Source organism: Oceanicola sp. S124 (genome assembly GCF_000220565.1).
Lineage (GTDB): Bacteria > Pseudomonadota > Alphaproteobacteria > Rhodobacterales > Rhodobacteraceae > Pseudooceanicola.
In genome coordinates, this window is record NZ_AFPM01000163.1 from 1 (window position 1) to 8,069 (window position 8,069).

Annotated in this window: 8 protein-coding genes and 1 pseudogene; 7 read left to right on the plus strand and 2 right to left on the minus strand. The window is 66.8% G+C overall.

Going from position 1 to position 8,069, the window contains the following annotated elements; all coding sequences use genetic code 11:
- The 5 genes from OS124_RS0111535 to OS124_RS0111555 all read left to right on the plus strand — a co-directional run.
- Positions 1-747 (plus strand): type II secretion system F family protein (locus tag OS124_RS0111535; protein ID WP_010139783.1); only part of this gene is annotated, 747 nt, incomplete at its 5' end.
- Between the two features lie 37 nt (positions 748-784).
- On the plus strand, positions 785-1,750 hold the full coding sequence (locus OS124_RS0111540) for a type II secretion system F family protein (protein ID WP_010139784.1): 966 nt from the start codon (positions 785-787) through the stop codon (positions 1,748-1,750).
- A gap of 53 nt (positions 1,751-1,803) precedes the next feature.
- Positions 1,804-2,391, plus strand: coding sequence for a tetratricopeptide repeat protein (locus OS124_RS0111545; RefSeq protein WP_010139785.1), 588 nt, complete (start codon positions 1,804-1,806; stop codon positions 2,389-2,391).
- 26 nt (positions 2,392-2,417) lie between these two features.
- The gene (locus OS124_RS0111550; RefSeq protein WP_010139786.1) at positions 2,418-3,293 is read left to right on the plus strand and encodes a tetratricopeptide repeat protein; all 876 of its coding nucleotides are present in this window, start codon (positions 2,418-2,420) and stop codon (positions 3,291-3,293) included.
- A 4-nt stretch (positions 3,294-3,297) separates the two neighbouring features.
- Complete coding sequence (locus OS124_RS0111555) at positions 3,298-3,810, plus strand: prepilin peptidase (RefSeq protein WP_010139788.1); 513 nt, start codon at positions 3,298-3,300, stop codon at positions 3,808-3,810.
- 4 nt (positions 3,811-3,814) lie between these two features.
- On the opposite strand, the gene OS124_RS0111560 is transcribed toward OS124_RS0111555, so the two are convergent.
- Positions 3,815-5,404, minus strand: a complete 1,590-nt coding sequence (locus tag OS124_RS0111560; RefSeq protein WP_010139789.1) for a hypothetical protein — start codon at positions 5,402-5,404, stop codon at positions 3,815-3,817.
- 123 nt (positions 5,405-5,527) lie between these two features.
- Between OS124_RS0111560 and OS124_RS0111565 the strand changes: the two genes are divergently transcribed.
- Together OS124_RS0111565 and map are read left to right on the plus strand one after the other, a co-directional pair.
- Positions 5,528-6,841 carry an ATPase gene (locus tag OS124_RS0111565; RefSeq protein ID WP_010139790.1) on the plus strand — a complete coding sequence of 438 codons (1,314 nt, stop codon included), beginning with the start codon at positions 5,528-5,530 and terminating at the stop codon, positions 6,839-6,841.
- A gap of 53 nt (positions 6,842-6,894) precedes the next feature.
- Positions 6,895-7,644 (plus strand): type I methionyl aminopeptidase, encoded by a 750-nt coding sequence (gene map / locus OS124_RS0111570; RefSeq protein ID WP_010139791.1) that lies wholly within the window; start codon positions 6,895-6,897, stop codon positions 7,642-7,644.
- 72 nt (positions 7,645-7,716) lie between these two features.
- On the opposite strand, the pseudogene OS124_RS27445 reads toward map, so the two are convergent.
- Positions 7,717-8,069: pseudogene (locus OS124_RS27445) on the minus strand (hypothetical protein); the annotation flags it as partial.

Sequence of the window (8,069 nt, forward strand, 5' to 3'; positions counted from 1 at the left end):
TACTCGTTGCTGGCCGAGCGGGCACAGAAGGCGGCCATCGCCTTCTCGCCGCCGCAGCTGATGGGGATCATGGCCGGCCTCGCCGTGGTCGCCTTCGTCGGCCTGACCATTGCCACCGATACCGGCCTCGCGATCCGGGCGGCGGTCTCGGTCGTGATGGGGATCGGCGCGGTCTACATGTGGGTCAACAGCAAGGCCAAGAAACGCATCGGCATGATCGAGGAACAGCTGCCCGACGCGGTCGAGCTGATGGTGCGCTCGCTGCGGGTGGGTCACCCGTTCAGCTCGGCCATCGGCATTGTCGCCAAGGAGGTTCAGGACCCGCTGGCGACCGAATTCGGCATCGTCGCCGACGAAGCCGCCTACGGCCGCGACATGGGCGAGGCGCTGAAGGACATGGCCGAGCGGATCGGCCTGCAGGATCTGCGCTTCCTCGCCGTGGCCGTGACCATCCAGCAGCAATCGGGGGGCAACCTGGCCGAGGTGCTGGCAGGCCTGGCCACCGTGATCCGCGCCCGCTTCAAGCTGTTCCGCCGCGTCAAGGCGATCACCGCCGAGGCGCAATGGTCGGGCAAGTTCCTGTCGGGCTTCCCGCTGATGGCCCTGGTCGGCATCCTGATGTCCGACCCCGGCTACTATGACGGGGTGCTCGATCACCCCTACTTCATTCCCTGCTGCATCGCGGTGGCCGTCTTCCTTGTGGCCAACATCATCGTGATGCGGCGCATGGTGAACATCCAGGTCTGAGCGACCGCGCCGCCCCCGGCGCAAGAGGAGACAACCGATGCAGGAACTGCTGCAGATCATCACCGACAAGTTCGGCCCGGCCGGTCCGCTCTACATCGTGGGCGGTCTCGGGCTGTTCCTGATCCTGCTCACCATCCCCTTCGTCCTCAAGCGCGAGGACGACCCGCTGGAGAAGCTGAAGGCCAACAACGAGCAGCGCGGCAAGACCGGCGCCAAGTCGCGCGAGGTACTGCGCGCCAAGCAGGCCAACGAGCGGCTCGAGCGCTATTCGACCTTCCTGGAACCGCAGAACGAAGAGGAATACTCGGCGATCAAGCTGAAGCTTCTGCAGGCGGGCTACCGCAGCAAGGACGCGGTGCGCTACTTCTACTTCGCCCAGTTCGCCCTGGGTCTGCTGGGCCTTCTGGCGGGGACGATCTACTTCTTCCTGTTCATCGCCCAGACCGACCCCGACACCCAGAAGACGCTGATGTACATCCTCGGCCCGGGCGGCGCTGGCTACTACCTGCCCAAGTACTGGGTGACCAAGCGGCTCGAAGAGCGCAAGAAGCAGATCGAGGAAGGCTTCCCCGATGCACTGGACATGCTTCTGGTCTGCGTCGAGGCCGGGCAGTCCCTGGACCAGGCCATCATCCGCGTCGCCAAGGAGCTGCGCGCCTCCTACGAGCACCTGGCCGATGAATTCGAGATGGTCAGCTACGAGATCAAGGCCGGCAAGGACAAGGCGGCGGTCTTCTCGGACATGGCCGAGCGCTGCGGCGTGATGGATATCTCGTCCTTCGTGACGGTGCTGATCCAGTCGGCGACCTTCGGCACCTCGATCGCCGATGCGCTGCGGGTCTATGCCTCCGAGATGCGCGACAAGCGGGTGATGCGGGCCGAAGAGGCCGCAAACAAGCTGCCGACCAAGATGACCCTGGCCACCATGGGTCTCTGCGTGCCGCCGCTCTTGATCATTCTGGTCGGCCCCTCCATCGTGAACATCCAGGCCCTCGGGCAGTAATCTCGCGTGCCGGTCCCGCGCCCGGGGCGGACGTGTGACAGCAAAAGGCCCCCATGGCACGACGTCCGCTTCCGCTGATCCTCTTCCTTCCGGTTCTGGCGCTGCCTCTGCTGGTCCTGACGGGCTGCGGCAGCCCCCCGTCCCAGCCTGACCTGTCCTCTCCCTATGCGCCGGGGCTGGATCCCCGGGGCGAGGCCGTCGACGGCCTGGTGGTCGGCGACCGGCTGCTGGCGGCCGGTGAATACGAACTGGCGATCGACGCCTATACCCGCGCCGCCCTGGTGCATGGTCTCACCCCCGAGATCTATGCCGGCATCGGCACCGCCAACCTGCAACTCGGGCGTCTCGGCCAGGCGGAAGAGCAGTTGCGGCTTGCCGCCCGCGCCCCCGACACCCCGCCCGAGGTCTGGAACAACCTCGGCCTGGTGCTCGTCGGCAAGGGCGAGGTGGCGGAGGGCGCTGCGATCCTGCGTCGTGCCTATGCGCTGGACAATGGCGGCTCGGACGCAATCCGGGCAAATCTGCGCTTGGCACTCGCCATGCTGGGTGAAAGACCGTATGATGACGGCCAAGAACAAGAGTTCCAGGTCGTGCGCAGCGGGCAGAGCGTCTACAAGATCCGCACCACGGACCCTGGCTGAGGACGAGCAGTGCAAAGGACGCCGTGATGCGCCACCCCTTCCATGCCCAGCCCGCCCGCGGCTTTCGCGGGCTTAGCCTGTCGCTTGTCGCCCTGATGGCGCTGTCGGCCTGCGCCGACAAGTCGGACAAGGAAGTCGAACGGGCCTTCCAGAACGTCAACGTGATCGAGGAAAGCAACCTCTCGGACATCATGCTGACCGTGGGCGACCCGGAAGAGGCCGTCACCTACTTCAGCCGCACCTCGGCAGAGAACCCCGAGAACCTCGAGCTGAAACGCGGACTGGCCACCTCGCTGATCCGCGCCAAGCGTCCTGCCGAGGCCCTGCCGGTCTGGCGGGCCGTGGCCGAAAGCCCCGCTGCCACCAACGAGGACCGCGTCGACTACGCGGATGCGATGATCCGCTCCGGCGACTGGCAAGGCGCGGACCAGATGCTGGACACCATCCCGCCGACCTTCGAGACCTACAAACGCTATCGCCTCGAAGCCATGGTAGCCGACAGCAATCGCGAATGGGACAAGGCTGACAGCTTTTACGAGATCGCTGCCGGGCTGACCACCAAGCCTTCGGGCGTGTTGAACAACTGGGGCTATTCCAAGCTGACCCGGGGGGACTTCTCCGAGGCCGAAGCGCTGTTCGCCGAGGCGATCCTGCAGGACCCGACCCTGTTCACCGCCAAGAACAACATGGTCCTGGCCCGGGGCGCGCAGCGCAAGTACACCCTGCCCGTCATGCAGATGAGCCAGATCGAACGCGCCCAACTGCTGCAGACGCTGGCCCTGGCCGCGGTGAAACAGGGCGATGTCGAGACCGGCAAGTCGCTGCTGCGCGAAGCCATCGAGACCCACCCCCAGCACTTCGAAGAGGCCGTCCGCTCGCTGCGCGCGCTCGAGGGCGCCTGAGGCGATGTCCTTGGCGCTGCTGCCGGATGTCGCGCTGCCGGCCCGCACGGCCCTGATCTTCGCGCCCTTCGTGCTGCCGATCTGTGCCCATGTGGCCTGGACCGACCTTTCGGCAATGCGGATTTCGAACCGCGCCGTCGTTGCCCTTGCCGCGGTCTTCCTGCTGCTCGGGCCCTTCCTCTATCCGCTGGATGTCTACGGCTGGCGCCTCGTCACGCTGGTGGCCGTGCTGCTGGCCGGGGTGCTGGTCAATGCCGCCGGCCTGATGGGGGCGGGCGATGCCAAGTTCATCGCCGCCGCCGCGCCCTTCCTCGAGCCCGCCGACCTGCAGGGCCTGCTGCTGCTGTTCTGCGCCGTGCTGCTGGCCTCTTTCGCCACGCACCGGCTGGCCCGCGCCACGCCCCTGCGCCGCCTCGTGCCGCACTGGCAAAGCTGGGAACAGCAGCGCAAGTTCCCCATGGGCTTTCCCCTCGGGGCCACCCTGGCGGGCTACCTGCTGCTGGCCATCCTCTCCTGAGCGCTCAGCGCGCGATCTCGTAGAGCTTGTAGAGCGCGTTTTCCTCGACCAGTGTCAGCGCGGCCGGATCGACCTGCGACAGGACCAGGGTACGCACCTTGGTGTTGGCCACGCAGCGCGGCACCATCAGGTGAGAGGCGTTCTCGTACCCCGGCAGACCCGAGTAGTACCAGGGCGTGCCGCCCGGAAGGGGATCCCACCCGAGGAACAGCCAGTGCGGAGAGAAGCTGTCGGCCACGAAGGGCATCCGCCCGTCCAGGGCCGTGCTCTTCTCCATCATGTCGGACATGGCGCGGAAGTAGGGCAGGATGCCGTTGTCCAGCGCGCAGTCCGGCAGCGGGGCGCCGGCAAATTCGGTCAGCAGGGGCGCGCCATGGGCCGTGACTTCATCGGTCGGGCTGCCCTCCCAGGCGCGCTTGACCGCCACCGCGACCGAACGCCGTTCCAGAGCGGTGAAATCCGGGTGGCCGGGCAGGACCTGGAAGTAGGGCTCGGGCGGCTGCAGGGCATGGCGCAGGGGGCTGTAGCCCATGTTCAGCAGAACGGGCCCGATCAGCAACAGCATGCCCCCACCGATACTGCGCAGGATCCGCTCGCGGTCGGGGTCGGCCTCGGGGCCCGGCAGGCCCAGCAGGGTGACACCCAGGATCGCCAGCCACATCGGGTCATTGCCGTAGTTCTGATAGGCGATATAGGCGAAGCCCGGCAGGAGCAGCAGCAGCGTCAGCCCGCTGGCGCCCCGCCCCGGGGTGGCGCGCAGCAGCAGCACCGAGGCGAAGGCCGCCAAGGTGCCCAGAGTGTAGGCGGGCGACAGCAGGACTCGTGCAAAGCTGACACCGGGCCGGCTGCGAATATCCGAGGCCATGACCGCGCGCAGGTCCTCGAGGTAAGCCAGCCAGTAGCCGACCCCATGCCAGAGCGTCACCAGCGCCAGTACCGCCACCGCCAGCAGGACGGCCCGCAGAAGCACCCGTCCACGCCCGGTCAGCAGCAACCCCAGGATGCAGGCCGGGGTCAGCGCCAGGGCATAGGTCAGCTTCATCATCACCAGCGCCGCCATGGGCAGGCCCAGCACCGCCGCATCCGCCCAGTCCCCCGCGCGCCCCTGGGATGGCGGGAACAGCGCCACCGGCACTAGCAGGAAGGCCAGCGCCCAGGCCCAGCGGTTGTAGTGCATCGACAGCGACAGGAAGATCTCGGTCGTGCCGTAGACAAGCGCCACCGGCAGGATCAGCACCACCAGCGCCACCGAGACGGCGGGCCAGAAGGTGAAACGGCTCCAGCAGATCCAGACCACGGCCGGGGCGATCAGCAGCGCCAGCGCCCATTGCGACCACATCATCGCCGCGCCCAGCCCCATGCCGGCCCGGACCAACAGCGCAATGGGCGCAAAGCTCCACTCTCCGATCGGGGTCGAGAAGTCCAGGTGGGCGACATGGCCCTTCACCGACAGCATGACAAGGCTGGCGAGGTGCATCATGTCGACCTCGTGGAAGCCGAAGCGGATGCCGCTCCGCACGGCGATCAGCACCGCCTGCAGCGTCAGAAAGCCGATCACAATGGCCAGGAACCTGTCCGTCTCCGTCCTGTTCATCCGTCCCTCACGATTTTTGCCGCACTCTAGGGCGGTGATTTTGCCATTGCACCGCTTTTCTGACTGACGGGACAGGGTTTAGCGAATACGTTCGCGCATAAGACGAATGAGACGAGGTTCAGCATGAACATGCAGCCCCAGAGCGGCGTCCAGGCGCCCCCTGCCCCCCGCACCCTGCAGGAGATGCGGCTGCCCGTGGTGATGATGCGCGACATCCTCATCAAGACGATCTTCCGCAAGAATACCGAAACGGTGACCGAGCTGGCCCGCGCCGTCTGCCTGCCCGTCGCCGTCACCCAGGAACTGGTCGACCTGTGCCGCGATCAGCTGCTGCTGGAGGCGACCGGCAACATGTCCGCCGGCTCTTCCGGCGAGATGGGCTATCAACTGACCGACAATGGCCGCGCCCGGGCACTGGATGCGCTGGCCCAGTCCGAATATTTCGGGCCGATGCCCGTACCGCTGGAGGTCTACCGCCAGCAGGTCGCGCGGCAGTCGGTGCGCGACATCCAGCTGACCCGCGCGGGGCTAGAGCAGGCCATGGGCCACCTGATCCTGCCGCCGGACCTGATCGGCAACCTCGGTCCAGCGATCTCGTCCGGGCGCTCGATCCTGATGTACGGGCCCCCGGGCAACGGCAAGTCCTCGATCTCGAACGGCATCCGCGACGCCCTGGGGGATCGCATCTACGTGCCGCGCGCGGTAGAATACTCGGGCCAGGTGATCACCGTCTTTGACCCGATCGTGCATTCCCTCGCCGAAGAGCAGGAGGACGATCCTACCCAGCTGCGCCGTGCCGCCAACCGCTACGATACCCGCTATGTCTGCTGCGAGCGGCCGACGGTGATCACCGGCGGCGAGCTGTCACTGGACATGCTGGACCTGAAGTACAACCCCGTTGCGCGCACCTACCAGGCCCCCCTGCAACTGAAGGCCTCGGGCGGTGTCTTCATCGTCGACGACCTTGGCCGCCAGGCCGAACCGCCGCAGGCGCTGATCAACCGCTGGATCGTCCCGCTTGAGGAAAACAAGGACATCCTCGCCCTGCAATCGGGCGAGAAGTTCGAGGTGCCCTTCGACACGCTGGTGATCTTCTCGACCAACTTCCACCCGAACGAGATCTTCGACCAGGCGGCGCTGCGGCGGATCTTCTACAAGATCAAGATCGACGGCCCCAGCCAGGAGAACTTCCTGAAGATCTTCGCCCTGGTGGCGAAGAAGAAGAAGATGCCGCTGTCGGAAAAGGCCCTGCGCCACCTGCTGAAGAACAAGTACCCGACCATCGGCAATGTCTTCGCCAACTACCAGCCGGTGTTCCTGATCGACCAGATGATCTCGATCTGCCAGTTCGAGGGCATTCCCAACCAGATGAGCCCCGAATTGATCGACCGCGCCTGGGCCAACATGTTCGTCCGGGACGAGAAGATCACCCGCTAGTGTCCCGCCCCGGCCTCGACTAGGGTGCCGGCAGGACAGAGGAAGGACGCCCGATGACCATCACCCAGGAAGAGGAACTGGCCGCGCTGCGCGAGATCGGCCGGATCTGCGCCAACGTGCTGCAAGCCATGGGCCGCGCGGTCGAGCCGGGCATGACCACCGCCGAACTGGACCGCCTCGGTGCCGGGATGCTCGAGGCCGAGGGCGCGATCTCGGCCCCGCAGTCGACCTACGACTTCCCCGGTGCCACCTGCATCAGCGTCAACGAGGAGATCGCCCATGGCATCCCCGGCAACCGGGTGATCCGCGAAGGCGACCTGGTGAACATCGACGTTTCGGCCTCGAAGGACGGGTATTTCGCCGACACCGGCGCCACCTTCCGCGTCGGGCCGGTGAAGCCGCAGCTTGACCGCCTGTGCAAGGACGGCAAGCGCGCCATGCAGATCGGCATCAACCAGGTGGCCGCGGGCAAGCCCCTTGCCGGGATCGGCAATGCCATCGGCCGCTTCGCCGAGGCGCGCGGCTACACGCTGATCCGCAACCTGGCCAGCCACGGGGTCGGCGCCTCGCTGCACGAGTACCCGCAGGAAATCGCCACCTGGCCCACCCGCAACGACCGCCGCCGGATCGAGAAGGGGCTGGTCTTCACCATCGAACCCTTCCTGTCGATGGGCGGCACCTGGGCCGACCAGGGCGAAGATGGCTGGACGCTCTACTCCGATCCGCCCGCGCCGGTGGTGCAATACGAACATACCGTCGTGGCGACCGAACGCGGCGCGCTGATCGTGACACAACCGGGCTGAGAACCTGCTTGCCGACAAGGAAAAACGCGCCCCCGGGGGCGCGTTCTTGTTTTCGGCGCAGCGGCGTCCGGCTCACTCTGCCGGGGCAACCTGTGGGGCCGGATCGGCCCGGGCGGGGGCCGATGGCGCGCCCTCGAGCGGTTTTTCCTTCAGGCAGAGCGAGGCGAGGCAGGCCAGCACCGCCGCCCCCGCACCGACCACGAAGAGCGGTTGCAGCGCATGGGTGAAGCCCAGCACCACCTCACCGTGCAGCGCCGGGTCCAGCGAGGCGATCAGCGTGGTGGTGATGTCCGAGGCGCGCTCGACCCGGGGCAGCAGGGGCTGCACCTCGGTTGTCAGCCCGTGGTTGAAGATCGCCCCGAAGATCGAGGTGCCCACAGAGCCCCCCGTCAGGCGGAACATGTTGGCCGAGGCCGTGCCCACGC